At 63.5% G+C, this 26,999-nt stretch carries 29 protein-coding genes; 18 read left to right on the top strand and 11 right to left on the bottom strand.

From position 1 onward, the window contains the following. The first annotated feature begins 6 nt into the window (after window positions 1–6). On the top strand, window positions 7–3,903 hold the full coding sequence (gene purL, locus CL52_RS15250) for a phosphoribosylformylglycinamidine synthase (RefSeq protein WP_043221588.1): 3,897 nt from the start codon (window positions 7–9) through the stop codon (window positions 3,901–3,903). A gap of 199 nt (window positions 3,904–4,102) precedes the next feature. After that, window positions 4,103–4,420 carry a YqfO family protein gene (locus CL52_RS15245; RefSeq protein ID WP_041104254.1) on the top strand — a complete coding sequence of 106 codons (318 nt, stop codon included), beginning with the start codon at window positions 4,103–4,105 and terminating at the stop codon, window positions 4,418–4,420. An 8-nt stretch (window positions 4,421–4,428) separates the two neighbouring features. Here the strand turns inward: CL52_RS15245 and CL52_RS15240 are convergent, their stop codons facing one another. Beyond that, a complete protein-coding gene (locus CL52_RS15240; protein ID WP_041104256.1) occupies window positions 4,429–4,932 on the bottom strand; it encodes a L,D-transpeptidase family protein in 504 nt (167 codons plus the stop codon). A gap of 27 nt (window positions 4,933–4,959) precedes the next feature. After that, window positions 4,960–5,514, bottom strand: a complete 555-nt coding sequence (locus tag CL52_RS15235) for an NUDIX hydrolase (protein ID WP_043221586.1) — start codon at window positions 5,512–5,514, stop codon at window positions 4,960–4,962. Between the two features lie 123 nt (window positions 5,515–5,637). Between CL52_RS15235 and CL52_RS15230 the strand changes: the two genes are divergently transcribed. The 4 genes from CL52_RS15230 to purT are packed head-to-tail and all read left to right on the top strand — an operon-like array spanning window position 5,638 to window position 8,221. Beyond that, window positions 5,638–6,255: a CoA pyrophosphatase gene (locus tag CL52_RS15230; RefSeq protein WP_043221585.1), complete on the top strand. Its 618-nt coding sequence runs from the start codon at window positions 5,638–5,640 to the stop codon at window positions 6,253–6,255. Between the two features lie 34 nt (window positions 6,256–6,289). Next, window positions 6,290–6,814: a gamma carbonic anhydrase family protein gene (locus tag CL52_RS15225; protein ID WP_043221583.1), complete on the top strand. Its 525-nt coding sequence runs from the start codon at window positions 6,290–6,292 to the stop codon at window positions 6,812–6,814. Next, on the top strand, window positions 6,814–7,002 hold the full coding sequence (locus tag CL52_RS15220; protein WP_102847908.1) for a DUF1289 domain-containing protein: 189 nt from the start codon (window positions 6,814–6,816) through the stop codon (window positions 7,000–7,002). The genes CL52_RS15225 and CL52_RS15220 overlap by 1 nt, the downstream gene beginning before the upstream one ends. A 37-nt stretch (window positions 7,003–7,039) precedes the next feature. After that, window positions 7,040–8,221: a formate-dependent phosphoribosylglycinamide formyltransferase gene (gene purT, locus CL52_RS15215; protein ID WP_043221581.1), complete on the top strand. Its 1,182-nt coding sequence runs from the start codon at window positions 7,040–7,042 to the stop codon at window positions 8,219–8,221. Between the two features lie 29 nt (window positions 8,222–8,250). Here the strand turns inward: purT and CL52_RS15210 are convergent, their stop codons facing one another. Together CL52_RS15210 and CL52_RS15205 are read right to left on the bottom strand one after the other, a co-directional pair. Beyond that, complete coding sequence (locus tag CL52_RS15210) at window positions 8,251–9,534, bottom strand: HlyC/CorC family transporter (RefSeq protein ID WP_043221579.1); 1,284 nt, start codon at window positions 9,532–9,534, stop codon at window positions 8,251–8,253. A 15-nt stretch (window positions 9,535–9,549) separates the two neighbouring features. Continuing rightward, window positions 9,550–10,350, bottom strand: coding sequence for a cytochrome C assembly family protein (locus CL52_RS15205; protein ID WP_043221577.1), 801 nt, complete (start codon window positions 10,348–10,350; stop codon window positions 9,550–9,552). 164 nt (window positions 10,351–10,514) lie between these two features. On the opposite strand from CL52_RS15205, the gene ffh reads away from it, so the two are divergent. The 9 genes from ffh to thrC all read left to right on the top strand — a co-directional run bounded on the left by ffh (window position 10,515) and on the right by thrC (window position 18,760). Further along, complete coding sequence (ffh, locus tag CL52_RS15200) at window positions 10,515–11,891, top strand: signal recognition particle protein (RefSeq protein WP_041104272.1); 1,377 nt, start codon at window positions 10,515–10,517, stop codon at window positions 11,889–11,891. A gap of 144 nt (window positions 11,892–12,035) precedes the next feature. After that, on the top strand, window positions 12,036–12,287 hold the full coding sequence (gene rpsP, locus CL52_RS15195; protein WP_041104274.1) for a 30S ribosomal protein S16: 252 nt from the start codon (window positions 12,036–12,038) through the stop codon (window positions 12,285–12,287). 5 nt (window positions 12,288–12,292) lie between these two features. Then, entirely contained in the window at window positions 12,293–12,829 is a 537-nt protein-coding gene (gene rimM / locus CL52_RS15190) for a ribosome maturation factor RimM (protein ID WP_043221575.1), read from the top strand. 4 nt (window positions 12,830–12,833) lie between these two features. Next, window positions 12,834–13,586 (top strand): tRNA (guanosine(37)-N1)-methyltransferase TrmD, encoded by a 753-nt coding sequence (gene trmD, locus CL52_RS15185; protein ID WP_043221573.1) that lies wholly within the window; start codon window positions 12,834–12,836, stop codon window positions 13,584–13,586. A 49-nt stretch (window positions 13,587–13,635) separates the two neighbouring features. Continuing rightward, on the top strand, window positions 13,636–13,986 hold the full coding sequence (rplS, locus tag CL52_RS15180) for a 50S ribosomal protein L19 (protein WP_041104280.1): 351 nt from the start codon (window positions 13,636–13,638) through the stop codon (window positions 13,984–13,986). A 156-nt stretch (window positions 13,987–14,142) separates the two neighbouring features. After that, window positions 14,143–15,039, top strand: coding sequence for a site-specific tyrosine recombinase XerD (xerD, locus tag CL52_RS15175; protein ID WP_043221571.1), 897 nt, complete (start codon window positions 14,143–14,145; stop codon window positions 15,037–15,039). Between the two features lie 79 nt (window positions 15,040–15,118). Then, complete coding sequence (gene dsbC, locus CL52_RS15170) at window positions 15,119–15,844, top strand: bifunctional protein-disulfide isomerase/oxidoreductase DsbC (RefSeq protein ID WP_043221569.1); 726 nt, start codon at window positions 15,119–15,121, stop codon at window positions 15,842–15,844. Window positions 15,845–15,973: 129 nt separating this feature from the next. Next, the gene (locus tag CL52_RS15165; protein WP_043221568.1) at window positions 15,974–17,278 is read left to right on the top strand and encodes a homoserine dehydrogenase; all 1,305 of its coding nucleotides are present in this window, start codon (window positions 15,974–15,976) and stop codon (window positions 17,276–17,278) included. 57 nt (window positions 17,279–17,335) lie between these two features. Further along, a complete protein-coding gene (thrC, locus tag CL52_RS15160) occupies window positions 17,336–18,760 on the top strand; it encodes a threonine synthase (RefSeq protein WP_043221566.1) in 1,425 nt (474 codons plus the stop codon). An 86-nt stretch (window positions 18,761–18,846) separates the two neighbouring features. Here thrC and rnt read toward each other — a convergent pair whose 3' ends face one another. Both rnt and pyrC read right to left on the bottom strand, forming a co-directional pair. Continuing rightward, window positions 18,847–19,521, bottom strand: coding sequence for a ribonuclease T (rnt, locus tag CL52_RS15155; protein WP_043221564.1), 675 nt, complete (start codon window positions 19,519–19,521; stop codon window positions 18,847–18,849). Beyond that, window positions 19,518–20,561, bottom strand: a complete 1,044-nt coding sequence (gene pyrC, locus CL52_RS15150; RefSeq protein ID WP_043221563.1) for a dihydroorotase — start codon at window positions 20,559–20,561, stop codon at window positions 19,518–19,520. The genes rnt and pyrC overlap by 4 nt, the downstream gene beginning before the upstream one ends. A 177-nt stretch (window positions 20,562–20,738) precedes the next feature. Here pyrC and CL52_RS15145 point away from each other — a divergent pair, with 177 nt between their 5' ends. The 3 genes from CL52_RS15145 to gloA all read left to right on the top strand — a co-directional run bounded on the left by CL52_RS15145 (window position 20,739) and on the right by gloA (window position 23,396). Further along, window positions 20,739–21,629 (top strand): flagellar protein MotY, encoded by an 891-nt coding sequence (locus tag CL52_RS15145; RefSeq protein WP_043221561.1) that lies wholly within the window; start codon window positions 20,739–20,741, stop codon window positions 21,627–21,629. Between the two features lie 70 nt (window positions 21,630–21,699). Next, the gene (locus CL52_RS15140) at window positions 21,700–22,917 is read left to right on the top strand and encodes an argininosuccinate synthase (RefSeq protein ID WP_043221559.1); all 1,218 of its coding nucleotides are present in this window, start codon (window positions 21,700–21,702) and stop codon (window positions 22,915–22,917) included. Window positions 22,918–23,003: 86 nt separating this feature from the next. Further along, window positions 23,004–23,396, top strand: a complete 393-nt coding sequence (gene gloA, locus CL52_RS15135; RefSeq protein WP_043221558.1) for a lactoylglutathione lyase — start codon at window positions 23,004–23,006, stop codon at window positions 23,394–23,396. A 35-nt stretch (window positions 23,397–23,431) separates the two neighbouring features. Here gloA and CL52_RS15130 read toward each other — a convergent pair whose 3' ends face one another. From CL52_RS15130 to CL52_RS15110, 5 genes are all read right to left on the bottom strand, one after another. Beyond that, window positions 23,432–23,611 carry a PA3496 family putative envelope integrity protein gene (locus tag CL52_RS15130; protein ID WP_041104298.1) on the bottom strand — a complete coding sequence of 60 codons (180 nt, stop codon included), beginning with the start codon at window positions 23,609–23,611 and terminating at the stop codon, window positions 23,432–23,434. 107 nt (window positions 23,612–23,718) lie between these two features. Continuing rightward, window positions 23,719–24,357 carry an endonuclease III gene (gene nth / locus CL52_RS15125; protein ID WP_043221556.1) on the bottom strand — a complete coding sequence of 213 codons (639 nt, stop codon included), beginning with the start codon at window positions 24,355–24,357 and terminating at the stop codon, window positions 23,719–23,721. A 64-nt stretch (window positions 24,358–24,421) separates the two neighbouring features. Further along, a complete protein-coding gene (locus CL52_RS15120; protein WP_043221554.1) occupies window positions 24,422–25,135 on the bottom strand; it encodes an electron transport complex subunit E in 714 nt (237 codons plus the stop codon). A gap of 1 nt (window position 25,136) precedes the next feature. Then, window positions 25,137–25,892, bottom strand: coding sequence for an electron transport complex subunit RsxG (gene rsxG, locus CL52_RS15115; protein WP_052264630.1), 756 nt, complete (start codon window positions 25,890–25,892; stop codon window positions 25,137–25,139). Between the two features lie 2 nt (window positions 25,893–25,894). Beyond that, entirely contained in the window at window positions 25,895–26,923 is a 1,029-nt protein-coding gene (locus CL52_RS15110; protein WP_043221552.1) for an RnfABCDGE type electron transport complex subunit D, read from the bottom strand. Window positions 26,924–26,999: the final 76 nt, after the last annotated feature.

The following is a 26,999-nucleotide window of genomic DNA, read 5'->3' as shown; positions in this document are numbered from 1 at the left end:
CCGACGATGTTGATTCTGCGCGGCGCTCCCGCTCTTTCCGCCTTCCGTCATGGCAAGCTCCTGGCCCAGTTGACCGAGAAGGTCCCTGCGGTAAGCGGCCTGTACGCCGAGTTCGCCCACTTCGCCGAGGTCAGCGACACGCTCGGTTCGGACGAGCAGCAGGTGCTGGCACGTCTGCTCAAGTATGGTCCCAGCGTCCCGGTGCAGGAACCGAGCGGCCGGCTGTTCCTCGTGGTGCCGCGCTTCGGCACCATCTCGCCCTGGTCGAGCAAGGCCAGCGACATTGCGCATAATTGCGGCCTGAGCAAGATCCAGCGCCTGGAGCGCGGCATCGCCTACTACGTAGCCGGCGCGCTGTCCGACGCCGACGCCCTGGCGGTCGCTGCGGTGCTGCACGACCGCATGACGCAAGTGGTGCTCGAGCGCTTCGAGCAGGCCGAAGGGCTGTTCAGCCATGCCCAGCCGCGCCCGCTGACCGCGGTGGACGTACTGGCCGGCGGTCGAGGCGCATTGGAGAAGGCCAACGTCGAATTGGGGCTGGCCTTGGCCGACGACGAGATCGACTACCTGGTCAAGGCGTTCAACGAGCTGGGTCGCAATCCGCACGACATCGAACTGATGATGTTCGCTCAGGCCAACTCCGAGCATTGCCGGCACAAGATCTTCAACGCCAGCTGGGACATCGACGGCCAGAGCCAGGACAAGTCGCTGTTCGGCATGATCAAGAACACCTACGAGATGCACCGCGAAGGCGTGCTCTCGGCCTACAAGGACAACGCCGCGGTGATCGTCGGCAATGTCGCCGGCCGCTTCTATCCAGCCCCTGCGACCGGCGAGTACGTGGCGAGCCAGGAGCCGGTGCACATCCTGATGAAGGTGGAGACGCACAACCATCCGACCGCCATCGCTCCGTTCCCCGGCGCCTCCACCGGCTCGGGCGGCGAGATCCGCGACGAAGGCGCCACTGGTCGCGGCGCCAAGCCCAAGGCCGGCCTGACCGGTTTCACCGTTTCCAACCTCAACATCCCCGGGTTTCTTCAGCCCTGGGAGAAGCCCTACGGCAAGCCCGAGCGTATCGTCACGCCGCTGGACATCATGATCGAGGGGCCGCTGGGCGGTGCCGCGTTCAACAACGAGTTCGGCCGCCCGGCGCTGACCGGCTACTTCCGTACCTTCGAGCAGACCGTGCAGACGCCGCGGGGCGAGGAAGTGCGTGGCTACCACAAGCCGATCATGCTTGCCGGCGGCATGGGCAACATCCGCGACGAACATGTGCAGAAGGGCGAAATCTCGGTCGGCGCCAAGCTGATCGTGCTCGGTGGCCCGGCCATGCTGATCGGCCTGGGCGGCGGCGCGGCGTCCTCGATGGCGACCGGCACCAGTTCGGCGGATCTGGATTTCGCCTCGGTGCAGCGTGACAACCCGGAAATGGAACGCCGCTGCCAAGAGGTCATCGATCGCTGCTGGCAGCTGGGCGATGCCAACCCGATCAAGTTCATCCATGACGTCGGTGCCGGTGGCCTGTCCAACGCCTTCCCGGAACTGGTCAACGATGGCGGCCGCGGCGGCCGCTTCGAGCTGCGCAACATCCCCAACGACGAGCCGGGCATGGCGCCGCACGAAATCTGGTGCAACGAATCCCAGGAGCGCTACGTGCTCTCGGTCGATGCGGCCGACTTCGAGCGCTTCAAGGCCATCTGTGAGCGCGAGCGCTGCCCCTTCGCGGTGGTCGGCGAGGCCACCGAAGCGCTGCACCTCACGGTGGCCGACAGCCACTTCGGCAACAAACCGGTGGACATGCCGCTTTCCGTGCTGCTCGGCAAGGCGCCACGCATGCACCGCAGCGCTGAGCGCGAGCCGGCGCTGGGCGATGACTTCGATGCGACCAAGGTCGTGCTGGGCGAGGCTATCGAGCGGGTGCTGCGTCACCCGGCCGTGGCGAGCAAGAGCTTTCTGATCACCATCGGCGATCGTTCGATCACCGGTCAGGTGGCGCGTGACCAGATGGTCGGCCCCTGGCAGGTGCCGGTGGCCGACTGCGCCGTCACCGCCACGAGTTATGACGTGCACACCGGCGAGGCGATGGCCATGGGCGAGCGCACGCCGCTGGCGCTGCTCGATGCTCCGGCGTCCGGGCGCATGGCCATCGGCGAGACCATCACCAACCTGGCGGCGGCGCGCATCGGCTCGCTGTCCGATATCAAGCTGTCGGCCAACTGGATGGCCGCGGCCGGTCACCCCGGCGAAGACGCTCGCCTGTACGACACCGTTCGCGCGGTCGGTATGGAGCTCTGTCCGCAGCTGGGCATGACCATTCCGGTGGGCAAGGACTCGATGTCGATGAAGACCCGCTGGCAGGAGCAGGGCGCCGAGAAGAGCGTCACCTCGCCGCTGTCGCTGGTGGTGTCCGGCTTCGCGCCGGTCAGTGACATCCGCAGCACGCTGACCCCGCAGTTGCGGCTGGACAAAGGCGCCACCGACCTGATCCTGATCGACCTCGGCCGCGGCCAGAACCGCATGGGCGCCTCGATCCTCGCCCAGGTCTACGGCCAGCTTGGCCGCCAGGCGCCTGACGTCGACGATGCCGAGGACCTCAAGGCCTTCTTTGCCGTGCTCCAGGGGCTCAACCAGGACGGCCTGCTGCTGGCCTACCACGACCGTTCCGATGGTGGCCTGCTGACCACGCTGCTGGAAATGGCGTTCGCCGGCCATTGCGGGCTGAAGCTGGCGCTCGATGGCCTGGTCGACAGCCCGGAGGAAGTGCCTGCGCTGCTGTTCAACGAGGAGCTGGGCGCGGTCATCCAGGTGCGTCAGGGCGACACGGAGATCGTGTTGGGGCAATTCAGCGCGGCGGGCCTGGGTGACTGCGTCGCGGTCATCGGCCAGCCGACGAACAATGGGCATGTCGCCGTTCAGTTGGCCGGCGACGAGCTGTATGCCGGCGAGCGTCGCCTGCTACAGCGCCAGTGGGCCGAGACCAGCTACCGGATTCAGCGGCTGCGCGATAACGCCGACTGTGCCGACCAGGAGTTCGACGCGATCCTCGAAGAGGAAAACCCCGGCCTGCATGCGAAACTGACCTTCGATGTGAACGCCGATGTTGCGGCGCCCTATATCAAGAAAGGCGTGCGGCCGAAGGTGGCGATCCTGCGCGAGCAGGGCGTCAACGGCCAGGTAGAGATGGCCGCTGCGTTCGATCGCGCCGGCTTCGCGGCCGTCGATGTGCACATGAGCGATATCCTGGCCGGCCGCATCCAGCTCGACAGTTTCAAGGGGCTCGTCGCCTGCGGTGGTTTCTCCTATGGCGACGTGCTTGGCGCCGGCGAGGGGTGGGCCAAGTCGATCCTGTTCAATGCCCGCGCGCGCGACGGCTTCCAGGCGTTCTTCGAGCGTGGCGACAGTTTTGCGCTGGGCGTGTGCAATGGCTGCCAGATGATGAGCAATCTGCACGAGCTGATCCCTGGCAGCGAAGTCTGGCCGCATTTCGTGCGCAACCGCTCCGAGCAGTTCGAGGCGCGGGTGGCGATGGTGCAGGTGCAGGATTCGCCTTCGATCTTTCTGCAGGGCATGGCCGGTTCGCGCCTGCCGATCGCCATCGCCCACGGCGAAGGCCATGCGGAGTTCGAAAGCGAGGAGGCGATGCTGCAGGCCGACCTTTCCGGCAGCGTGGCCCTGCGTTATGTCGATAACCATGGCAAGGTCACCGAACGTTATCCGGCCAACCCCAACGGCTCGCCGCGCGGCATTACCGGGCTGACCAGCCGTGACGGTCGGGTGACGATCATGATGCCGCACCCAGAGCGGGTGTTCCGCGCAGTAACCAACTCTTGGCGCCCGGACGAGTGGCAGGAGGATGGCGGCTGGATGCGCATGTTCCGCAATGCGCGGGTGTGGATCGACTGATCGCGCAAACGAGGGTAGAGAAGGCCTGGCTGCAGCTATGCACCGGGCCTTCTTTTTGCGTGCCTGCTGTGGGCGGCAGAACTGGGGCGGTGCAGACGCGTCTTAACTTTGAATTGACGCACTCTGCGCCAGGAAGGCGCAGTGGCACACTGCCGCTTCCGGTAGTGCTGCCGGCCTGACCAGGCAGCTGGAGATAACGATGTACAAGCTCTGTTTCTACGTGCCCGAGACCCACCTGGAAAGTGTCAAGGCGGCTGTCTTTGCCGCTGGTGGCGGGCGGGTCGGTCGTTATGACAGCTGCTGCTGGCAGGCGCTGGGGCAGGGGCAATTTCGACCGCTAGCAGGCAGCCAGCCGTTCCTGGGCAGCGAGGGGCAGGTGGAGCAGGTCAAGGAGTGGAAGGTGGAAATGGTCGTGGGGGACGAGCTGATTCACGACAGCGTGAAGGCGCTCAAGCGCGCCCACCCCTACGAAACGCCGGCGTTCGAAGTCTGGCGACTGTCCGATCTGCAGTTCTGACCCGCCGGTCAGGGGCGGATCTCGATCAGCGTGCCGTTTCGCACCAGCTGCCAGATTTCTTCCATGTCGTCGTTGCGAAGCGCGATGCAGCCCTCGGTCCAGTCGAGCGTGTGGAAGAACCACTCGGGGTATTCCTCGTCGAGCGGCGTACCGTGCAGCATGATCATGTCGCCGGGCGGCACTCCCTTGGCTTGTGCATGCGCCAGATCTCGGGCGTTGGGATAGGAAATGTGCATGGCCAGGTTGTACTTGTCGCTGGTCTTGCGCCAGTCGATCCAGTAGAAGCCTTCCGGCGTGCGCATGTCGCCCTGCTGTTGCTTGGGGCCGCTGGGTTGCTTGCCGAGCGATATCCGGTAGCTCTTGAGGGGCTGGCCTCGGCTGAGCAGTTGCAATTTGCGCTCGGATTTGACCACCAGAACCTTATCGATGGCCGGGCTCTGCAGGCTGGGAGTGGCATTGGCATGCGAAAAGACCGAGAACAGCAGGCAAAGAACGGCAACGGACCAGCGCATCGAAAGTGTTCCTGAGTTCGAACTGCATCAGGCCTGGGGGCGAGCGCTGCTTAGCGGAGGCATGCTCTCGTTGCGTACCGGGAAGGCCTGCAGTACCCGGTCGGCGAAGTAGCATTCTAGGGTACGGCCCACGGTGGGAAAAGCCAGCTCTGACCAGGGAATGTCATCCTGTCGGAAAAGCCTCACGTCGAGGCTTTCGTCGCCGGGGGAGAAGCGTGGCTCGGCCAGCTCGGCACGAAAGAACAGGTAGACCTGATTGATATGCGGCAGGTCGAACAGCGTATAGAGCTGCAGTCGATGCACCACGGCGCAGGCTTCCTCGAGCGTCTCGCGGGCCGCCGCCTGCTGCATCGTCTCGCCGTTTTCCATGAAGCCGGCCGGCAGCGTCCAGTAGCCTCGGCGAGGCTCGATGGCGCGCCGACAGAGCAAGACCTGCTCCTGCCAGACGGGCAGGCAGCCCGCGACGATGCGCGGGTTCTGGTAATGAATGGTCTGGCACTCCATGCACACGAAGCGCGGGCGGTTGTCGCCTGCCGGGATTTGGCTCGCTACCGAGCCGCCGCAATGGCTGCAATAGTTCATGGTCAATCCTGTTGGCGGGCCTGTGCGGCGGTGCAAAACGCCGTCGGCGCTGGAGCCTTCGCCAGGCTTGGGCGGCTGCCGCTTTCATGCCATGATGCCAGTCAAAGACGAAACGGGAAGAGTATGCTCGACATTATTCTCCAACGGGTGCGCGACCACTCCCCGCACCTCCTGGAGCCAGAGGGTCGTCTGCCGGAGGCGGCAGTTCTGATGCCGATCACGCGCAGCGAGGACCCGGAGCTGGTCCTGACGCTCAGGGCCAGCGGCCTGTCTACCCATGGTGGCGAGGTCGCCTTTCCCGGTGGGCGACGCGATCCTGAGGACCGCGATCTGGTTCACACCGCGCTACGTGAAGCCGAAGAGGAAGTAGGGCTCGCGCCAGGTATGGTCGAGATCGTCGGGCCGCTGAGCAGTCTGGTCTCGGTGCATGGCATACATGTCAGCCCTTATGTCGGCATCGTGCCGGACTATGTCGAGTATCGCGCCAACGATGCGGAAATCGCGGCAGTCTTTTCCGTTCCGTTGAGCTTCTTCTGCGAAGACCCGCGCGAAGTGACGCATCGTATCGATTACCAGGGCCAGGCCTGGTATATCCCTTCCTACCGTTATGGCGACTACAAGATCTGGGGGCTCACGGCGATCATGATCGTCGAGCTGGTCAACCTCGTGTACGACGCGGGTATCGAGATGCGTCGAGCGCCGGCCAGCTTCATTGATCTGCGTGGCCGCCCGAGCAGCTGATAGCAAGATCACAAGAAGAACAGAGGAAGCGCCCGTGAAATACCGTCTGGGACAATCGCAAGTCGAGGCACACCCGCAGAGCTGGGTGGCGCCCAACGCAACGCTGATCGGCAAGGTGCAGCTGGATGCCGGCGCCAGCGTCTGGTTCAACGTGGTAATGCGTGGTGATAATGAACTCATCCATATCGGTGAGAACAGCAACGTGCAGGATGGCAGCGTGCTGCACACCGACATGGGGCATCCGCTTAGCCTGGGGACCGGCGTAACGGTTGGCCACAAGGCGATGCTGCACGGCTGTGTTGTAGGCGATTACAGCCTGATTGGCATCAACGCGGTGATTCTCAACGGTGTGCGAATCGGCAAGCACTGCATCATCGGCGCCAATACCCTGGTGCCCGAGGGCAAGGAAATTCCTGACGGCTCTCTGGTGATCGGCTCGCCTGGCAAGGTTGTGCGAGCGCTGACCGACGAGCAGAAGAAGATGCTCGAAGCCAGTGCCGCGCACTATGTGCAGAACGCGCAGCGCTACGCGCGCGAACTGGCGGAGCAGGGCGATTGATCACTGAGCGGCGCCCTGTCGCTTCGCCGTGCGTGAGCATTTGCGCACTGGACGAGCAAGACATCTGCATCGGCTGCCAGCGCACGGCGCTGGAGATAACCCGCTGGGGACAGATGAGCGATGACGAGCGGCGCGAGGTATTGCGCCGCTGCGATGAGCGGGCCCGGATCGGCGGCCAGCTCCTGTGACGATGCGCCGGCTGGCGCCCAAACGAGAGAACGCAACATGCCCCGAATTGGCACCCCCTTGTCGGCCAGCGCCACGCGCGTCCTGCTATGTGGCTCCGGAGAGCTTGGCAAGGAAGTGGTCATCGAGCTGCAGCGACTCGGCGTCGAAGTGATCGCCGTCGACCGCTACGCCAACGCTCCGGCGATGCAGGTCGCCCACCGCAGCCATGTGATCGACATGCTGGACGGAGCCGCCCTTAGAGCAGTCATCGAGCTGGAAAGGCCGCACTACGTCGTGCCGGAAATCGAGGCCATCGCCACCGCGACGCTGGTCGAGCTGGAGCGCGAAGGCTACACGGTGATTCCCACTGCCCGTGCCGCACAGCTTACGATGAATCGCGAGGGAATCCGCCGCCTGGCGGCCGAGGAGCTTGGCCTGCCGACCTCGCCTTACCGTTTTGCCGACAGCCTCGAAGAGTGCCGCGAGGCGGTGCAGGCGCTGGGCTTTCCCTGTCTGATCAAGCCGGTGATGAGCTCTTCGGGAAAGGGGCAGTCGGTGCTGCGTGGTAATGACGATATCGATCGCGCTTGGGAATATGCGCAGGCCGGCGGTCGCGCTGGCCGCGGCCGGGTCATCGTCGAAGGCTTCATCGACTTCGACTACGAGATCACGCTGTTAACGGTGCGCCATGCCGGCGGCACGAGCTTTTGTCTGCCGGTCGGGCATCGGCAGGAGAAGGGCGATTATCAGGAGTCCTGGCAGCCGCAGCCGATGTCGCCCGGCGCCCAGGCCGAAGCCGAGCGCATTGCACTGGCGGTCACCGAGGCGCTGGGTGGGCGTGGGGTCTTTGGCGTTGAGCTGTTCGTCAAAGGCGACCGGGTGTGGTTCTGCGAGGTGTCGCCACGACCGCACGATACCGGCCTGGTGACGCTGGTTTCGCAGGATCTATCCGAATTTGCCCTGCACGCCAGGGCCATTCTCGGCTTGCCGATCCCGGCGATACGTCAGCTGGGTGCTTCGGCTTCCGCGGTAATCCTGGCCGAGGGTGAATCGTCGGCAGTCGCCTTTGCCGATCTCCAGGCGGCGCTGGGCGAGGCGGATACCAGTCTGCGCTTGTTCGGCAAGCCGGGCGTCAGTGGTCAGCGGCGCATGGGGGTTGCCTTGGCGCGTGACGAATCGATCGAGCAGGCGCGTGCCAAGGCCAGGCGGGTAGCCGGAGCGGTGAAGGTAGAACTCTAGGAAGTCGGCCGTGTACTGGCGGGCCTGGGTTAAGCGTCTTCGGGCTCGGCTGGAGGATGCTCGGCCGGCCAGGCTCGCACGCTTTTCACGCGATTTTCGGCGGCCTGCAGGATTTCCATGCGGTAGTTGCCGATCTGCAGGCAGATACCACTTTCGGGCATCTGCTCCAGGGCTTCGGTGATCAGGCCGTTCAGCGTCTTGGGGCCATCGCAGGGCAGTTCCCAGCCGAGCGCACGGTTGACCTCGCGCAGGTAGGCGGCGCCATCGATCACCAGTGTGCCGTCGTCCTGCGGATGAATGTCGGGGCTGCGCAAGCTGTCCTGATTGCTGAATTCGCCGACGATTTCCTCGAGGATGTCCTCGAGCGTGACGATGCCCAGTACGTCCCCATACTCGTCCACGACGATCCCGATGCGTCGCTTCTCCTTTTGGAAGTTCAGCAGTTGGGTCGACAAGGGGGTGCCTTCGGGAATGAAGTAGGGCGTCAGGCACGCCTCGAGCAGGTTGTCCTTGTTCAGTTGGCTCTGGCTCAGCAAACGTGCGATCTGCCGCATATGCACGATGCCTTCGATCTGGTTGATGTCCTGACGGAACACCGGCAGCCGGGTGTGCGATGTGGTGCGCAACTGGCCAAGGATGGTTTCCAGGTCGTCCTCGAGGTCGATGCCGGCCACCTCGTTGCGCGGAATCATGATGTCGTCGACCGTGACGCGTTCCAGATCGAGAATGCCCAGCAGCATGCTCTGGCGGTTGACCGGCAGGGCGCTGCCGGCCTCGCGGACGACGCTGCGCAGCTCTTCTGTGGAGAGGCTGTCGCTGCCCTTGCTGGTCGGGTCGATGCCGGTCAGTTTGAGCATTCCGTTGCTGATCCAGCCGAGCAGGGCCACCAAGGGGTAGAGCAGCTTCTGTAGCAGGCTCAGTGGCAGGCTGACCGGATAGGCGATCAGGTCCGGACGCAGGGCGGCAAAGGTCTTCGGAGTGATTTCGCCGAAGATGAGCAGGGCAATGGTCAGGCCGATAGTGGCAATGGCGATACCGGCCTCGCCCCAGAGCTGCATGGCCAGCACGGTGGCGATGGACGAGGCGAGAATGTTGACGAAGTTATTGCCGACCAGAATCGTGCCGAGCAGTCTGTCCGGGCGCGCGAGCAAGTCGGTCACCCGGCGAGCGCCGCGGTGTCCCTCTTTGGCCAGATGCCGCAGGCGATAACGGTTGAGGCTCAGCATGCCGGTCTCCGAGCTGGAGAAGAAGGCGGAGCAGAGCAGCAGGAAGACCAGCAGACCGAACAGGAAGCCGGGGTGTAGATTTTCCACGGACAGGGCCTTGGGCTAGATGTGCAGGATGAATTCGCGCACCAGCTTGCTGCCGAAATAGGCAAGCATCAACAGGCAGAAGCCCGCCAGCGTCCAGCGAATCGCCTTGTAGCCGCGCCAGCCGAGTTGGTGCCGGCCCCATAGCAGCAGCCCGAACACTACCCAGGCGATGACCGACAGCAGTGTCTTGTGCACCAGATGCTGGGCGAAGAGATCGTCGAGAAAGATCCAGCCCGAGAGCAGCGATGCGCTGAGCAGCAGCCAGCCCGCCCAGAGAAAACCGAACAGCAGGCTTTCCATCGTTTGCAGGGGAGGGAAGTTGCGGATCAGGCCGGACGGGTGCTTGTGCTTGAGGTGATGGTCCTGCAGGAGCAGCAGCAGTGATTGAAACACCGCGATGGTCAGCATGCCGTAGGCAAGGATCGAAAGCAGGATGTGCGCCAGTATGCCCGGCTCCTCGGCAATGGCCGGCGCCGTGCCTGAAGGCGCGAATTGGGCGAACAGCACCGTCAGGCAGCCGAGCGGGAATAGAAGTAACAACAGGTTCTCGACCGGCATTCGATAGAGTGCCAGGAGAATCAGCAGGATGACCGCGGCGGCGATCAGGCTGGAGGCGTTGAAGAAATCCAGATGCAGGCCACTCGGTGAGAGCAGTTGCATGAACAGGCTCAGGCCGTGAGCCATCAGGGCAAGAGCGCCCAGGGCCAGCAGCAGCGATCTGCTGGGGAGGGCGCGGCGTGCCAGGCGCATGCTTTGGTAGCCCGTGGCACCGGCGTAGAGAAGAGCGGCGGCGAGGCTCGGCAGCAGAGGGTGCATAGAATCCGGTTGCGAACTCGAAAGGCCGTGAGTGTGGCACAAACACCCTGACGGCAAAAGCCGGCCTTGTGCCGCTGGCGCCGCAAAAGCTGTCGGCGGGGTACCGGCCCACGGCTTTACGCTTCTATAATCGCCGCCTTCACCACACCAGCGTGGAATGGCTCATGTTCGAAAACCTAACCGATCGCCTGTCGCAAACGCTTCGCCATGTCACCGGCAAGGCGAAGCTGACCGAAGACAACATCAAGGACACCCTGCGCGAGGTGCGCATGGCGCTGCTCGAGGCTGATGTCGCCCTGCCGGTGGTCAAGGAGTTCGTCAACAAGGTCAAGGAGCGCGCGGTCGGGACCGAGGTGGCCAAGAGCCTGACACCGGGCCAGGCCTTCGTGAAGATCGTGCGCGCGGAGCTCGAAGAGCTGATGGGTGCGGCCAACGAGGACCTGGCGTTGAACGTGGCGCCACCGGCCGTGGTGCTGATGGCCGGTCTGCAGGGTGCGGGCAAGACCACGACGGTCGGCAAGCTGGCTCGCTTCCTCAAGGAGCGCAAGAAGAAGTCGGTGCTGGTGGTCTCGGCCGACGTCTATCGCCCGGCAGCGATCAAGCAGCTGGAAACCCTGGCCGGTGAAGTGGGGGTGACCTTCTTTCCGTCCGATACCAGTCAGAAGCCAGTGGATATCGCCCAGGCGGCGATCCGCGAGGCGCGGCTGAAGTTCATCGACGTAGTGCTGGTGGATACCGCTGGTCGGCTGGCGATCGACGCCGAGATGATGGACGAGATCCAGGCGGTACATGCCGCGATCAAGCCGGCCGAGACGCTCTTCGTGGTCGATGCCATGACCGGACAGGACGCAGCCAATACGGCACGCGCCTTTGGCGAGGCGCTGCCATTGACCGGCGTGGTGCTAACCAAGGTAGATGGTGATGCGCGGGGCGGTGCCGCGCTTTCCGTACGCCACGTTACCGGCAAGCCGATCAAGTTTCTCGGTATGGGCGAGAAGAGCGATGCGCTCGAACCCTTCCATCCCGATCGGATCGCTTCGCGCATTCTTGGCATGGGCGATGTGCTCAGTCTGATCGAGCAGGCCGAGCAGACGCTGGATCGGGAAAAGGCCGAGAAACTCACCAAGAAGCTCAAGAAGGGCAAGGGCTTCGATCTGGAGGATTTCCGCGATCAGCTGCAGCAGATGAAGAACATGGGCGGCCTGGGCAGCCTCATGGACAAGTTGCCAGCAATCGGCGGTGTGAATCTCTCGCAGATGGGCAATGCCCAGGGCGCAGCGGAAAAGCAGTTCCGGCAGATGGAGGCGATCATCAACTCCATGACGCCGGCCGAGCGGCGCAATCCCGATCTCATCAGCGGCTCGCGCAAGCGGCGGATCGCTCTCGGGTCCGGTACCCAGGTGCAGGACGTCGGGCGTTTGATCAAGCAGCACAAGCAGATGCAGAAGATGATGAAGAAGGTCACCGGCAAAGGCGGTATGACCAAAATGATGCGCGGCCTGGGCGGCATGATGCCCGGCGGCGGCATGCCGAAGTTCTGACTTTGACCGTGCCGGACACCTCTCGCGAGGCCCGGCGGAAAAAGCCATTTGCAAAAGCTCGCATAATCCTTAAAATGTGCGGCCTTTCGGGCCTCGGGCCCTGTTTCAAGATTGCTGTACCGACCCTACAGGAACGATGTTCACATGGTAACTATTCGTCTCGCCCGTGGCGGCTCCAAGAAGCGCCCGTTCTACCACCTGACCGTGACCAACAGCCGCAACCCGCGTGACGGCCGTTTCGTCGAGCGTATCGGCTTCTTCAACCCCGTCGCTACCGGTGCCGAGGTGAAGCTGTCCGTGAATCAGGAACGCGCTTCTTACTGGCTGAGCCAGGGTGCCCAGCCGTCTGAGCGTGTTGCTCAGCTGCTGAAGGAAGCTGCCAAGGCCGCTGCCTGAATCACATGAGCGAGACGTCTGCCCCGGCCGAAGACCTGCTGGTCATCGGCAAGATCGTGTCGGTGCATGGCGTTCGCGGTGACGTGAAGGTGTACTCCTTCACTGATCCGATCGATAACCTGCTGGACTACCGCAGCTGGACGCTACGGCGAGGCGAGGAAGTCAGGCAGGTGCAGGTCATCAAGGGAAGAGTCCAGGGCAATGTCCTGGTCGCCAGCCTAAAGGGTGTCGGCGACCGCGACGTGGCACGAGACTACGTGGATTTCGAGATCTGCATTCCGCGTGATCTGCTGCCCGCCCTTGATGAGGGTGAGTACTACTGGCACCAGCTTCAGGGGCTGAAGGTGATCGATGCGCTCGGGCAGTTGCTCGGTGTGGTGGATCATCTGCTCGAGACCGGTGCCAACGACGTTCTGGTGGTCAAGCCTTGTGTCGGCAGCCTGGACGATCGTGAGCGACTGCTGCCTTACACCGATCAGTGCGTACAGCAGATTGATTTGGTGGCCGGGGAGATGAGAGTCGACTGGGACGCGGATTTCTAAGCTCATGTCCGCGCTGCGTGTCGATGTCATCAGTCTGTTCCCGGAGATGTTCGCTGCTATCCGTGACTACGGCATTACCAGTCGCGCGATGAAGCAGGGCTTGCTGGAGCTCAATTGCTGGAATCCTCGAAGCTACACCGAGGATCGCCATCAGACAGTGGATGATCGCCCGTTTGGCGGTGGCCCAGGGATGGTGATGAAAATCAAGCCGCTCGAGCTGGCGCTGGCGGATGCCAGGCAAGCCGGCGGCATGCAGGCGAAGGTGATCTATCTGTCGCCGCAGGGACGCCAGCTGAAGCAGGCTGACGTTCGCAGGCTGGCCGAGGAGAAGTCTTTGATTCTCATCGCTGGCCGCTATGAAGGTATCGACGAGCGCTTTATCGAGGCGCACGTGGATGAGGAATGGTCGATCGGGGATTACGTACTGTCCGGCGGCGAGCTGCCGGCGATGGTCCTGATCGATGCCGTGACCAGGTTGCTTCCCGGAGCCCTGGGGCATGCTGATTCCGCCGAGGAGGATTCGTTTACCGACGGCCTGCTCGACTGCCCGCACTACACGCGTCCTGAGGTGTATGAGGGTAAACGTGTTCCTGAAGTGCTACTCAGTGGCAATCATGAACACATCCGGCGCTGGCGTTTGCAGCAGTCCCTGGGGCGAACCTGGGAACGCCGTGTCGATCTTCTGGATAGCCGCTCGCTTTCTGGGGAAGAACAAAAGCTGTTGGCGGAATATATCCGTCAACGGGACGATAGTTGACTTAACGTATCGATGGCAGCCGCAGACCGGCCTGCCTTAGGAGCACAGCATGACCAACAAGATCATCCAGCAGCTCGAAGCCGAGCAGATGAGCAAAGAAATTCCGGCCTTTGCCCCCGGCGACACCGTTGTTGTCCAGGTGAAGGTCAAGGAAGGCGAGCGCCAGCGTCTGCAGGCGTTCGAAGGCGTCGTGATCGGCAAGCGCAACCGCGGTCTGAACAGCGCCTTCACCGTGCGCAAGATCTCCAGCGGCGTGGGTGTCGAGCGTACCTTCCAGACCTACAGCCCGCTGGTTGACAGCATCAGCGTCAAGCGTCGCGGTGACGTGCGCAAGGCCAAGCTGTACTACCTGCGCGATCTGTCCGGCAAGGCCGCGCGCATCAAGGAAAAGCTGTCCTGATCGACGCCTCTTCCAAAAAAAGCAGCCTTCGGGCTGCTTTTTTTTAGCCTTCTGTTTTACTGCGGTGCCGCCCAGTCTTTCGTAGAGCCGTCGCCTTGCCGATGACGGAGCGGTGCGATAGAACGCCAGCCTTCTGGGGCCACGTCAAAGGTAAACATGTCCGCGCCGGGTCACCCTCTCATCGATCGCTTTCTCGACAGTCTCTGGCTGGAAAAGGGCCTGGCAGACAATACTCGGGCCTCCTATCGGAGCGATCTGGCTCTGTTCAACGGTTGGCTGGAAGGCCGCGGCATCGAGCTGAGAAACGCAGGCCGCGAGGCGATTCTGGATCACCTGGCCTGGCGGTTGGAAAACGGCTATCAGGCGCGTTCTACCGCACGCCTGTTGTCCGGGTTGCGTGGTTTCTACCGTTACCTGTTGCGCGAGGGGGACATTGCCGTCGACCCGACGCTGCGGGTCGAGCTTCCGCGTGTCGGGCGGCCGCTGCCCAAGGCGATCTCCGAAACGGATGTCGAGGCGCTGCTAGCGGCGCCCGATATCGATGACCCTCTCGGCTTGCGCGATCGCGCCATGCTGGAAGTGCTCTATGCCTGCGGCGTGCGGGTCTCGGAGCTGGTCGGCCTAACCCTGGAACAGGTCAGTCTGCGCCAAGGCGTTCTGCGCGCCTTTGGCAAAGGCCGCAAGGAGCGTCTGGTCCCCCTGGGCGAGGAGGCGCTTGCCTGGCTTGAGCGCTATCTGCGCGAGGCGCGTGGAACGCTGTTGGCAGGCCGTCCGTGCGATGCGTTGTTTCCCAGTCAGCGGGGAGAGCAGATGACTCGGCAAACGTTCTGGCATCGCATCAAGCTACACGCTCGTACGGCCGGCATCAGCACGTCCATTTCGCCACATACGCTACGGCATGCCTTCGCCACGCATCTGCTGAACCACGGGGCAGATCTTCGCACGGTGCAGATGCTGCTCGGGCATAGTGATCTATCGACAACGCAGATCTATACGCACATCGCGCGTTCACGCCTGCAGGCGCTGCACGCCATGCATCATCCGCGCGGCTAGCGACCTGCGCAGCATTTCGCGATGTTGCGCTGTGGTAGGCTTGGAAGCCTTTGCCAAGCGCTGTTCCCAGGAGTATTTCATGCGCGCACTCTCCCTTGCTGCGGTGGCCTTTGGCCTGTTTGGCAGCGTTGCGTTCGCTGCCGAGCCCGAGCAGGCCATTCGCCAGAGCCTGCAATCGCTGCAGCCGGACATGCCGATCGAGTCGATCGCCGAAAGTCCGCTCTCGGGCATCTACCAGGTGCAGCTGACCGGTGGCCAGCAGCTCTATGTCAGCGCCGATGGCCAGTTCGTGTTGCACGGCTATCTTTACCAGTTCCAGAACGGTCAAGCGGTCAATCTGACCGAACAGGCGCAGACGAAAGCGATCGCCAAGCAGATCGACGCGATTGCCAAGCAGGATATGGTCGTGTTCTCCCCGGCTGCTGCCAAAACGCACATCACGGTGTTTACCGATACCGATTGCGGCTATTGTCAGAAGCTGCACAGCGAGGTGCCCGAACTCAATCGGCTCGGAGTCGAGGTCCGCTACGTCGCCTTCCCGCGTCAGGGCATGGGCAGTCATGGAGCGCAGACGCTCGCCAGCGTGTGGTGTGCCAAAGATCGACAGGCAGCGATGAACCTGGCCAAGGCACGCAAGGAGGTTCCGCCAGCCAGCTGCGACAATCCTGTCGCCGAACAGTATCAACTCGGTCAGCGTATCGGTGTTCAGGGAACGCCCGCGATCGTGCTTGCCGATGGGCAACTGATTCCGGGCTACCAGCCTGCCGCCCAGCTCGCCGAACTCGCACTTCGCGCGGGCAAGTGAAGGCGCTCTCGTGATTTGCCCAGCTGAGTGAAAGGCCGCGCAATTGACTAACGCGGCCTCCCTTCGTAATGTGCGAATCCTTTTGCGGCTGGGGGCTCCAGCCGCTTCGCTGTGAATGGGGAGTTCAGCTTGAAACCGGTGAAGATTGGCATCTGTGGGCTGGGGACCGTCGGTGGCGGTACCTTCAATGTGCTCAAACGCAACGCCGAGGAAATCGCTCGCCGCGCCGGACGAGGCATCGAAGTTGCCCAGATTGCCACTCGCCACGCCAATCCGCGGTGCGATATCGGTGATACGCCGATCACCGACGATGTGTTCGCCGTCGCTGAAAATCCCGAGATCGATATCATCGTCGAACTGATCGGCGGCTATACCCTGGCCCGTGAACTCGTGCTCAGGGCCATCGATAACGGCAAGCATGTGGTGACCGCCAACAAGGCGCTGATTGCCGTGCACGGCAACGAGATCTTCGCCAAGGCCAGCGAGAAGGGCGTCATCGTTGCGTTCGAGGCAGCGGTAGCAGGCGGTATCCCGGTCATCAAGGCGATCCGTGAGGGGTTGGCGGGAAACCGCATCAACTGGCTGGCCGGCATCATCAATGGCACCGGCAACTTCATTCTCACCGAGATGCGCGAGAAGGGGCGCGCCTTCGAGGACGTGCTCAAGGAAGCTCAGGCGCTGGGCTACGCCGAATCCGACCCGACGTTCGATGTCGAGGGGATCGATGCCGCGCACAAGCTGACCATCCTTGCCTCGATTGCCTTCGGCATCCCGTTGCAGTTCGACAAAGCCTATACCGAGGGCATCACAAAGCTGACCACCGCTGACGTCAACTATGCCGAGGCGCTGGGTTACCGCATCAAGCATCTGGGGATGGCCCGGCGCACCGAGGCAGGTATCGAACTGCGCGTGCATCCGACGTTGATCCCGGCCGACCGGCTGATCGCCAACGTAAACGGCGTGATGAATGCGGTGATGGTCAATGGCGATGCGGTGGGCAGCACGCTCTACTATGGTGCCGGTGCCGGCATGGAGCCGACCGCTTCGGCTGTTGTCGCCGATCTGGTCGATGTCGCGCGTGCGCTGACGACCGACCCGCACCATCGTGTGCCGCACCTGGCCTTTCAGGCCGACGCCTTGTCCGATCATCCGATCCTGCCGATCGGCGCCTGCGAGAGCGCCTACTATCTGCGCATCCAGGCCAAGGACCATCCGGGCGTGCTGGCGCAGGTGGCGACCATTCTTTCCGAGCGCGGCATCAACATCGAATCGATCATGCAGAAAGAGGCCGAGGAGCAAGATGGCCTGGTGCCAGTGATTCTGGTCACCCATCGCGTGGTCGAGCAGCGAATCGACGATGCGATCGCCGCGCTGGAACACCTCGAAGACGTGGTGGGCAAGGTCGTCCGTATCCGCGTGGAACAGCTCAACTAAGACAGCAGCCGTCGGCGTCAGGCTCCTGTCGCACGGGCTCAACCAAAGGTTTGAACAATGCGCTACATCAGCACCCGTGGGCAGGCACCGGCCCTGAACTTCGAAGATGTCCTGCTCGCCGGGCTGGCCAGTGACGGTGGTCTCTACGTACCGGAGAACCTACCGCACTTCACCATCGAGGAGATCGCCTCCTGGGCCGGTCTGCCTTATCACGAGTTGGCCTTCAAGGTGATGCGGCCGTTCGTTGCCGAGAGCATTCCGGATGCGGATTTCAAGCAGATTCTCGCCGACACCTACGCGGCGGGCGCCGACGGCGTCTTCGCCCACGCCGCCGTAGCGCCCCTGCGCCAGCTCAATGGCAACGAGTGGGTGCTCGAGCTGTTCCATGGTCCCACCCTGGCGTTCAAGGATTTCGCGTTGCAGTTGCTCGGGCGGCTACTCGATTACGTGCTGGCCAAGCGCGGCGAGCGCGTGGTGATCATGGGTGCGACCTCCGGGGATACCGGCTCGGCGGCCATCGAGGGCTGCCGTCGCTGCGAGAACGTGGACATCTTCATCCTGCATCCGCATAACCGCGTGTCGGAAGTGCAGCGCCGGCAGATGACCACCATCGCCGGGGACAACATCCACAACATCGCCATCGAGGGCAACTTCGATGACTGCCAGGAGATGGTCAAGGCAAGCTTCGCCGACCAGAGTTTCCTCAAGGGCACCCGCCTCGTCGCAGTGAACTCGATCAACTGGGCGCGGATCATGGCCCAGATCGTTTACTACTTTCATGCGGCGCTGCAGCTCGGCGCTCCGGCGCGTTCGGTGGCCTTCTCGGTGCCAACCGGCAATTTTGGCGACATCTTCGCCGGCTACCTGGCCCGCAACATGGGGCTGCCGGTCAGCCAGCTGATCGTGGCGACCAACCGCAACGACATCCTGCATCGCTTCATGTCCGGCAACCGCTACGACAAGGACACCCTGCACCCGTCGCTGTCGCCCTCGATGGACATCATGGTGTCGTCCAACTTCGAGCGCCTGCTGTTCGATCTGCATGGACGCAACGGCAAGGCCGTCGCCGAGTTGCTCGATGGCTTCAAGGGCAGCGGCAAGCTTTCGGTCGAGGAGGATCGCTGGACCGAGGCGCGCAAACTGTTCGATTCGCTTGCCGTTGACGACGAGCAGACCTGCGCCACCATCGCGGACGTATTCCGTGACACCGGCGAGCTGCTTGACCCGCATACCGCCATCGGCGTGCGTGCGGCGCGCGAATGTCGTCGCAGCCTGAGCACGCCGATGGTGGTGCTCGGCACCGCTCATCCGGTGAAATTCCCGGAGGCGGTGGAGAAGGCCGGAGTCGGCAAGGCGCTGTCGCTGCCGGCGCACCTGGCGGACCTGTTCGAGCGCGGTGAGCGTTGCACCGTTCTGCCCAACGAGTTGGCTGCCGTCCAGGCGTTTGTCGGTGCGCATGGTAACCGCGGCAAGCCGCTTTAATCGCTGAGCTTCGGCGAAAACGAAAAGGCCCATCGAACGATGGGCCTTTTGCGTTGCGAGGGGCGATCAGCCGCACGACCGATCCCTTACTCGTCGAATTCTTCCCAGCCGCCCATCTCGCGCCAGCGGTTGACGATGCCGCAGAACAGCTCGGCGGTCTTCTCGGTATCGTAGCGCGCCGAATGCGCTTCTCGGCCGTCGAACTCGATACCTGCCGCCTGACAGGCCTTGGCCAGCACCGTCTGGCCGTAGGCGAGACCGGCGAGGGTAGCGGTGTCGAAGCTGGAAAAGGGGTGGAATGGATTGCGCTTCAGATCGCAACGGCCGATAGCGGCGTTGAGAAAGCCGAGATCGAAGCTGCTGTTGTGCCCAACGAGAATGGCGCGCTTGCAGCCTGCCGACTTCACTGCCTTGCGGACGTGGCGGAATATGTCGCCAAGCGCCTGGGATTCAGGCACCGCCATGCGCAACGGGTGGTCGAGCTTGATGCCGGTGAACTCCAGCGCAGCCGCCTCAATGTTGGCACCTTCGAACGGCTCGACCCGATAGAACAGCGTCTCCTGCGGGTAGAGCAGGCCCTGTTCGTCCATCGCGATAGGTACCACGGCGATCTCCAACAGGGCATCGGTGGCGCAGTTGAAGCCGCCACATTCCACATCCACCACTACGGGCAGAAAACCGCGAAAACGGCGCGCCATTGGCGAGCGAGGCTTGCCGGGCAGGTTGCCGTCCAGTTCGTCATCGAAGCTTTCGTCGCTCATCGCGAGCCCTCCAGGCGCCAGCGCAAGGTTTCGCCCGCCCGCAGCGGGATCACCTGTTGCTCACCGAACGGCAGGCTCGCCGGCATCTGCCAGTCCTCGCGTACCAGTGTGATCTGCTCCGTGTTACGCGGCAGTCCGTAGAAGTCTGCGCCGTGATGGGCCGCAAAGGCTTCGAGCTTGTCCAGTGCATTGCGCTGTTCGAAGGCTTCGGCGTAGAGCTCGATCGCCGCATACGCGGTATAGCAGCCGGCGCAGCCGCAGGCTGCCTCCTTGGCATGTTGCGCATGGGGCGCCGAGTCGGTGCCGAGGAAGAACTTCGCGTTGCCACTGGTGGCTGCGTCGAGCAGCGCCTCCTGATGGAGGTTGCGCTTGAGAATGGGCAGGCAGAAGAAGTGCGGGCGAATACCGCCGACCAGCATGTGGTTGCGGTTGTACAGCAGGTGATGGGCGGTGATGGTCGCGCCCACATTGCTACCGGCAGCCTCGACGAACTGCACGGCGTCACCTGTGGTGATGTGCTCGAACACCACCTTGAGGGTCGGGAAGCGCGCAGTGACGTGGCAGAGCTGCTCGTCGATGAAGCGCTTTTCCCGGTCGAAGATATCGACTTCGCTGCGAGTGACCTCGCCGTGGACCAGCAGCGGCAGGCCGACCTCGGCCATCGTCTCCAGCACCGGAAAGATGTTGTCGAGGCTGGTCACGCCAGAGGCGGAGTTGGTGGTCGCGCCGGCAGGATAGAGCTTGGCCGCATGAACGAAACCGCTGGCGCGGGCCTGGCGGATCTCATCCGGTTGGGTGTTGTCGGTGAGGTAGAGCACCATCAGCGGCTCGAAGCGGCTGCCATCGGGGCGCGTCGCCAGGATGCGCTGCCGATAGGCCTGGGCCTCGTCCGCATTGCGAACTGGCGGCACCAGGTTGGGCATGACGATGGCGCGAGCGAACTGCCTGGCCGCATCGCCGACCGTATGCGGAAGGGCCGCGCCGTCGCGCAAATGGATATGCCAGTCGTCGGGGCGCAGCAGGGTAATTCGGTCGCTCATGCAGCTATCTTCCAGGCCGGTCAAACGTGCCCGCATGCTACCGGAATTGGCACGGCACGGCACGTCGTGCGATGGCGAGGCGTGGAGCGGCTGCCTCGCCAGTGGCGCGGGGCGGCTCAAGTTTCCCCCGTGGGGCCCGATATCTCCGAGGTAACTGTCCATTCAGCGGAGCTCGCCGTGCGCCTGCGTCCTGTCCTGTTGTTCTGCCTGCTGGCGACCCCTGCCAGTGCCATCACCTTCCAGACGCGTCTGGAGCGGGTGGAATGGCGCGTGGAGGGCGACCAGTTCGAGTGTCGGCTGATCCAGCCGGTCGCCGGCTTCGGGCAGGGTGAGTTCGTCCGCCGCGCGGGTGAGCAGGCGGTGTTTCGCTTGCACTCGCCGCAGCGCTGGCTCGACAACGGTACGGCAACGCTGCTCGCGGCCGCAGCTCCCTGGCAGCCGACACGCAGCGATATCAACCTGGGGTCCGTTGCCGTTCGCGGTGGCGATATCCCCTTCAACAGCTCCCAGGCACAGGCGGGGCGACTGTTGACAGGGCTCCTGGAAGGGCGCAGTCCGGTGGTGCGCCATCGCACTTCTCACGGTGGCGATCCGCTGGAGGTGCGCCTATTGCCGGCGCGCTTTGCCAAGGCCTATGAGGAATATCGCGCCTGCACGGCGAAGTTGCTGCCGGTCAATTTCGATCAGGTGCGGCAGACCCGTGTGCCTTTTCCCAGTGGTGGCGTCGCGCTGGAGCCAGCCGGCCGCGCTCAGCTGGATCGGGTCCTGGCCTACCTGCGGGCCGATCCGAGCGTCAACCGTGTCCTTCTGGATGGGCACTCCGACAACAGCGGTAACCGCCTGACCAATCGTGATCTTTCGCGGCGCCGAGCCCTGGCGGTGCAGGAATACCTGATCGCCAACGGCGTGAAGGAAGAGCAGATCACGTTGCGCTTCCATGGCGAGCGTTACCCGCTGGTACCGAACAGCAACGCGCGTAATCGCGCGCAGAATCGCCGTGTGGCCGTTCGCCTGGAGCGCGAGGCGGCGGTGCCGGCGACGGCCACGGCGGCCAGCCCGACCAGCTGAGCCCCTGTAAAAGCCCGGCCGCCAGGCGTAGAATCACGGGCTTTTCGTACAACACCGTGGAGCTGATGGCATGGCGGACGTTAAGAAGGTGGTTCTGGCCTATTCCGGTGGCCTGGACACCTCGGTGATCCTCAAGTGGCTGCAGGACACCTACAACTGCGAGGTAGTGACCTTCACTGCCGACCTGGGGCAGGGCGAAGAGGTCGAGCCGGCTCGCGCCAAGGCACAGGCCCTGGGCGTCAAGGAAATCTACATTGACGACCTGCGCGAAGAGTTCGTGCGTGACTTCGTTTTCCCGATGTTCCGTGCCAACAGCGTTTACGAAGGCGAGTACCTGCTGGGTACCTCGATCGCCCGTCCGCTGATCGCCAAGCGCCTGATCGAGATCGCCAACGAGACCGGCGCCGACGCCATCTCCCACGGCGCCACCGGCAAGGGCAACGACCAGGTGCGCTTCGAGCTGGGTGCCTATGCGCTGAAGCCGGGCGTCAAGGTCATCGCGCCCTGGCGCGAGTGGGACCTGCTCTCGCGCGAGAAGCTGATGGACTACGCCGAAAAGCATGCCATCCCGATCGAGCGCCACGGCAAGAAGAAGTCGCCGTACTCCATGGACGCCAACCTGCTGCACATCTCCTACGAGGGCGGCGTGTTGGAAGACACCTGGACCGAGCATGAAGAGGACATGTGGCGCTGGACCAAGTCCCCTGAATCCGCGCCGGATAGCCCCACCTACATTGAGCTGACCTACCGCGCCGGTGACATCGTTGCCATCGACGGCAAGGACATGACCCCGGCCCAGGTGCTGACCGAACTGAACCGCATCGGGGGTGAGAACGGCATCGGTCGCCTGGACATCGTCGAGAACCGCTACGTGGGCATGAAGTCGCGCGGCTGCTACGAGACGCCCGGCGGCACCATCATGCTCAAGGCCCACCGTGCGATCGAGTCGATCACCCTCGACCGTGAAGTGGCGCACCTGAAAGACGAACTGATGCCCAAGTACGCCAGCCTGATCTACAACGGCTACTGGTGGAGCCCCGAGCGGCTGATGCTGCAGCAGATGATCGACGCCTCGCAGGTGAACGTGAACGGCGTGGTACGCCTGAAGCTGTACAAGGGCAACGTCATCGTCGTCGGCCGCAAGTCGGATGACTCGCTGTTCGACGCCAACATTGCCACCTTCGAAGACGATGCGGGTGCCTACGACCAGGCCGATGCTGGCGGCTTCATCAAGCTCAACGCGCTGCGCATGCGCATCGCGGCGGGCAAGGGCCGCAGTCCGCTCTGATAAGCTGGTAACCGCTAGCCTGACCATGACCCCGGCCACGAGCCGGGGTCATGCTTTCCGTGCTCTGAAAACAGAGGAGAATCCTGATGAGACTGCTGCATACCATGCTGCGTGTCGGCGACATGGACCGATCCATCGCCTTCTATACCGAAGTGCTGGGCATGACCCTGCTGCGCCGCAAGGACTACCCGGACGGCCAGTTCACCCTGGCGTTTGTCGGCTACGGTGACGAGGCGCACAACAGTGTGATCGAGCTGACCTACAACTGGGGCGTGGATACCTATGACCTGGGGAGCGGTTACGGACACATCGCCCTGGAAGTTGAGGATGTCTACAAGGCCTGCGAGGACATTCGCGCCCGCGGCGGCAAGATCACCCGTAAGCCGGGGCCGATGAAGCACGGCTCGAGCATCCTGGCCTTCGTCGAAGACCCGGACGGCTACAAGATCGAATTGCTGTCGCCGCAGCGGGCGGATTGAGACGTGATGGCCCCGTTAGCGGGGCCATTGCGCGATCAGAGATCGAAGTCGAAGTCGTTGAGCTGTTTTTGCAGGCGGCGCTCTTCGAGCAGGTTGTCGATGATGCGGCGCTTGGTCAGGTTGGTCTTGGCGACCTCGACCGGAGCCTCGCTACTGTCATCGTCCTCTTCGGCGATGAAGTCGTCTTCGATCTGGATATCTTCTTTTTCGGACACGTGTTCACTCCAAGGCGATGGGGCGCTTTGGCGCACCTTATAGCGGCAAACCTGGAGGCCGTAAAAAAGATTTTTTCAATCGAGACGCACGGTTTTTTCGTTGCGGCTCAATCGTCGGAGGTCTTGTGCTTGTACTCGCACAGGTCTTCGATCCTGCAGCTGCCACACTGCGGGCGGCGGGCCTTGCAGACGTAACGGCCATGCAGGATCAGCCAGTGATGGGCATCGAGCAGATACTCCTTGGGCACGACCTTGAGAAGCTTGCGCTCGACCTCCAGTACATTCTTGCCCGGCGCGATGTTGGTCCGGTTCGCGACGCGGAAGATGTGCGTGTCGACCGCCATGGTCAGCTGGCGGAATGCCGTGTTCAGTACGACGTTGGCGGTCTTGCGGCCGACGCCCGGCAGCGCTTCGAGCGCTTCGCGGTTGTCGGGAACCTGGCCGCCGTGCTGTTCGACGAGGATGCGGCAGGTCTCGATGACGTTCTTGGCCTTGCTGCGGTAAAGCCCGATTGTCTTGATGTACGGCTCCAGGCCCTCGACACCGAGTGCATGGATCGCTTCGGGAGTATTGGCGACCGGGAACAGCCGGGCCGTGGCCTTGTTCACGCCTACGTCGGTAGCCTGCGCCGATAGAATCACCGCGACGAGCAGCTCGAACGGCGAGCTGTAGGCCAGCTCCGTCTTCGGTTCGGGATTGTCCTCGTGGAAGCGACGAAAGATCTCCCTGCGCTTCTCGGCGTTCATGCGCTGTGATCCCCGCAAGCCGGCGGACGCTGCCCGAGTGGCAGGGCCGGATGAGGCAAGCGGATCATTCGATGACTCCGGTTACCCGCACGCGGCGCGAGGGCGCACTGGCTTGGGGGGCTTCGGCCTTGCGGCGTTCGGCCAGGGCATGGTCGATGCGGTTTTTCAGCGCGATCAGCAGGCCGAGGACGATGAACGCCCCCGGAGGGAGGATCGCGAGCAGGAAGCCTTTGTAATCCCGTACGAGGGTCAGCTGCCAGTCGGCCGCTGCCGGTCCGAACAGCAGGTTCATGTTGGCCAACAGCGCGCCGGTACCGAACAGCTCGCGCGTTCCGCCTAGCACCACGAGCACCAGGCAGAAGCCCAGGCCCATCATCAGGCCATCGAAAACGGCGGCCAGCGGCCCATGCTTGGCAGCAAAGCCGTCGGCGCGGCCGAGGATCACGCAGTTCGTGGTGATCAGGGGAATGAAGATGCCGAGGATCTGGTAGAGCTCATAGGTAAAAGCCTGCATCAGCAGTTCGATACAGGTCGTCAGCGCGGCGATGATCATGACGAATGCCGGCAGGCGCACGGCCGTGTTCACCACGCCGCGAACCAGCGATACGGCCAGGTTGGAACAGGTCAGCACCAGCATCGTCGCCAGGCCGAGCCCGAGAGCATTGACCGTCGAGTTGCTCACGCCGAGCAGTGGGCACAGGCCAAGCAGTTGCACCAGCCCCGGATTGTTCTTCCACAGGCCGTTGATCGTCAGATCGCGGTAGTTGACGGTGCTCATGTCATTGCTCCTCTGCGCCAGTGGGCGGTGCAAGCGACGACGGTTCGAGCGCTGCGGCCGTACCGGCGCGTGAATGTCGCGTGACGTCGGGTGCCTGCGTCGGCGCGCCAGCGTCGAGTGCGGCGGGCTCGCCACGCTGAGCCAGCAGCTCCGGGCGATGGGCGTCGAAGAACTGCAGCGCACGATGAACCGCCTCAACCACGGCACGAGGCGTGATGGTGGCACCAGCGAACTGATCGAACTCGCCGCGATCCTTCTTCACGGCCCAGCCGGAAGCCTCCGGATTGCTCAGCGATTTGCCTTCGAAACCGCGGATCCAGTCGCTCTTGGCCAGTTCGATGCGGTCTCCGAGCCCGGGTGTTTCACGATGACTGAGCGCGCGTACGCCAGCCAGTCGTCCGTCGACACCGATGCCGACCAGCAACTGGATCGCACCGCTGTAACCGTCGGGCGCGGTGACCTGCAAGATCACCGCGGTGGGCTTGCCGGCTTTGCGTGCGATAAAGGCGGGCCGCGGGGTGCGTGTGCCGAGCAGCGGGTCGTGCACCTCGACGGTATCGGCGAGCAGGTCGTTATCGTAGGTTTCGGCCGGCAGGATCTCGCCGAGCGCGCGCACCTGCGCGGCGCGCTCGGCCGCCTGGATGCGCTCGGCAGTGCCTTGCTGGAGCCAGGTGACACTGCCGACCGTGGCAATGGCGAACAGCCCGAGCACCAGGCTGTTCTTCAGCATCGAGCGGCTGATTTCCGGAAGCATCATGATCATTCGCCCAGCTTGAAGCCGCGCTCGGGCTTGCGATGGCCGTAGGTGCGCGGACGGGTGTAGTAATCGATGGTCGGTGCCGCGAGGTTCATCAGCAGCACGGCGAAGGCCACGCCGTCGGGGTAGCCGCCCCAGGCGCGGATCACATACAGCAGGATGCCGACACCGGCGCCAAACACCAGTCGGCCGAGCGTGCTCGTGGCACCGCTGACCGGGTCGGTCACGATGAAGAAGGCGCCAAGCATGGTGGCGCCGCTGAGCAGATGGAACAGCGGCGAACCATGGCTATCGGAGCCGCTACCGTTCCAGAACACCAGGCTCATCAGCAGCAGCGCGGCGAGCATGCCGACAGGCGCGTGCCAGGTGAAGATCCGCTTGTGCAAGAGGAACAGGCCGCCCGCGAGAAAGGCGAGGTTCACCACTTCCGAGCCGATGCCGCCGAAGTGGCCGAACGCCGGATTGCGCCAGAGCTCGTCGACGGTGAGGCTTTTGTTGACTTTCAGTACGTCGAGGGCCGTGGCCTGGCTCCAGCCGTCTGGCAGCGCCTGCGCGCCAAGGATCTGCAGCAGACCGTCGACAAGCCCGACGGCATGCGGGACCGGCCAGGTGGTCATTTCGACCGGGAAGGAGATCAGCACGACGACGTAGCCGACCATGGCCGGATTGAAGGGGTTCTGCCCCAGCCCACCGTAGAGCTGCTTGCCCAGAACGATGGCGCTGGCCACCGCGATCAGCGTCAGCCACCAGGGGGCGTAGGGTGGCAGGGCAAGTGCCAGCAGCACGGCCGTCACCACAGCGCTACCGTCCAGCAGGAAGAATCTTACCGGACGCTGACGCGCCTTGAGCAGCGCAGCCTCCAGCGCCAAGGCGGCGCTACTGGCCCAGCACAGGTTGATCAGCGTACCGGCGCCATACAGCCAGGTCAGCACGAGCGCGCCCGGCAGCGCAGCCAGCAGCACCAGCAGCATGACGCGCTGGGTTCGGTTGCTCCCCTTGGCATGAGGCGAGGTGAGGCGGGGCAGGGCCATGAATGCTCCGTAAATGTGCGTATGGGGGTCGAAACCACCAGCTGCCAGCGCGGGCCGGCATTGTATCCATGCAGTG

The organism is Stutzerimonas balearica DSM 6083 (assembly GCF_000818015.1).
Classification (GTDB): domain Bacteria; phylum Pseudomonadota; class Gammaproteobacteria; order Pseudomonadales; family Pseudomonadaceae; genus Stutzerimonas; species Stutzerimonas balearica.
This window is presented reverse-complemented; position numbering and strand designations above follow the sequence as displayed.